We start from the raw sequence: 2,408 nt of genomic DNA, 5'->3' as shown, positions 1-2,408 counted from the left end.
GAGGCGTACTACGCGGTCGGTGTGGACTGCGTCGAGACCAATACTTTCGGCTCGAACTTCACGGCGGCGACCGAGTACGAGATCGGTGACCGGATCGTCGAGCTGTCCGAGGCCGGTGCCCGGATCGCCCGTGAGGTCGCCGACGAGTTCACCGCGTCGACGGGGCAGCAGCGGTGGGTGCTCGGCTCGATCGGCCCGGGCACCAAGCTGCCCTCGCTCGGTCACATCGACTACGCCACGATCCGTGACGGCTACCAGCAGAACGCCGAGGGGCTGCTCGCGGGCGGCGCGGACGCGCTGATCGTGGAGACCAGTCAGGACCTGCTCCAGACCAAGTCGTCCCTGATCGGCGCCCGCCGCGCGATGGACGCGCTCGGTGTCTCGGTCCCGCTGATCTGCTCCCTCGCCTTCGAGACCACCGGCGTGATGCTGCTGGGCTCGGAGATCGGCGCGGCGCTGACCGCGCTGGAGCCGCTGGGCATCGACCTGATCGGCCTGAACTGCTCCACCGGCCCGGCCGAGATGAGCGAGCACCTGCGCTACCTCGCGCAGCACTCCACGACGCCGCTGATGTGCATGCCGAACGCCGGTCTGCCGATCCTGGGCAAGGACGGCGCGCACTTCCCGCTGACCCCGCCGGAGATGGCGGACGCGCAGGAGAACTTCATCATCAACTACGGCCTCCAGCTGGTCGGCGGCTGCTGCGGCTCCACCCCCGAGCATCTGCGGCAGGTCGTGGAGCGGGTGCGTGAGATGACGCCGCCCGAGCGTGCCCCGCGCCCCGAGCCGGGTGCCGCGTCGCTGTATCAGACGGTGCCGTTCCGTCAGGACACCGCGTATCTGGCGATCGGTGAGCGGACGAACGCCAACGGTTCGAAGAAGTTCCGTGAGGCCATGCTGGAGGCCCGCTGGGACGACTGCGTCGAGATGGCCCGCGACCAGATCCGTGAGGGCGCGCACATGCTCGACCTCTGCGTCGACTATGTGGGCCGCGACGGTGTCGCGGACATGCGGGAGCTGGCCGGCCGCTTCGCGACCGCCTCCACCCTGCCGATCGTCCTGGACTCCACCGAGGTCCCCGTGCTGCGGGCGGGCCTGGAGATGCTGGGCGGACGCGCGGTCATCAACTCCGTCAACTACGAGGACGGCGACGGCCCCGAGTCCCGGTTCGCGAAGGTCACCGCACTGGCCCGGGAGCACGGTGCGGCGCTGATCGCGCTGACGATCGACGAGGAGGGCCAGGCCCGCACGGTCGAGCACAAGGTCGCCATCGCGGAGCGGCTCATCGACGACCTCACCGGGAACTGGGGGATCCGCGAGTCGGACATCCTCATCGACACCCTGACCTTCACCATCTGCACGGGCCAGGAGGAGTCCCGGGGCGACGGCATCGCCACCATCGGGGCGATCCGGGAGCTGAAGCGGCGCCACCCGGACGTGCAGACCACGCTGGGTCTGTCGAACATCTCCTTCGGTCTGAACCCGGCCGCCCGCATCGTGCTCAACTCGGTCTTCCTGGACGAGTGTGTGAAGGCGGGTCTGGACTCGGCGATCGTGCATGCCTCGAAGATCCTGCCGATCGCGCGGTTCGACGAGGAGCAGGTCACCACCGCCCTGGATCTGATCTACGACCGGCGGGCCGAGGGTTATGACCCGCTGCAGAAGCTGATGGCGCTGTTCGAGGGCGCCACCGCGAAGTCGCTGAAGGCGGGCAAGGCGGAGGAGCTGGCGGCGCTGCCGCTGGAGGAGCGCCTGAAGCGGCGCATCATCGACGGCGAGAAGAACGGTCTGGACGACGATCTGGCCGCAGCGCTCCAGGACCGGCCCGCGCTGGACATCGTCAACGACACCCTGCTTGAGGGCATGAAGGTGGTCGGTGAGCTGTTCGGCTCGGGGCAGATGCAGTTGCCGTTCGTGCTGCAGTCGGCCGAGGTGATGAAGAACGCGGTGGCCTATCTGGAGCCGCACATGGAGAAGTCCGACTCCGAGGGCAAGGGCACCATCGTGCTGGCCACGGTGCGCGGCGATGTCCACGACATCGGCAAGAACCTGGTCGACATCATTCTGTCGAACAATGGCTACAACGTCGTGAATCTGGGGATCAAGCAGCCGGTCTCGGCGATCCTGGAGGCGGCCGAGGAGCACAGGGCCGACGTGATCGGCATGTCCGGGCTGCTGGTCAAGTCGACGGTGATCATGAAGGAGAACCTTCAGGAGCTCAACCAGCGCAAGATGGCGGCCGACTACCCCGTGATCCTGGGCGGTGCAGCGCTGACCCGTGCCTATGTCGAGCAGGACCTGCACGAGATCTATGAGGGCGAAGTCCGTTACGCCCGCGACGCGTTCGAGGGCCTGCGCCTGATGGACGCCCTGATCGCGGTCAAGCGCGGCGTCCCCGGCGCCACCCT

Annotated in this window: 1 protein-coding gene; it reads left to right on the top strand. The window is 68.0% G+C overall.

What is annotated here, in order from left to right:
• Positions 1-2,408, top strand: a 2,408-nt coding sequence (gene metH, locus ACFVDP_RS43865) for a methionine synthase (protein WP_383503442.1), incomplete at both ends; no start/stop codon positions are given.

Source organism: Streptomyces sp. NPDC057694 (assembly GCF_042799415.1).
In the GTDB taxonomy this organism is placed as follows: domain Bacteria; phylum Actinomycetota; class Actinomycetes; order Streptomycetales; family Streptomycetaceae; genus Streptomyces.
Note: the sequence above shows the minus strand (reverse complement) of the source record. Positions and strands in the feature narration are given on the sequence as shown.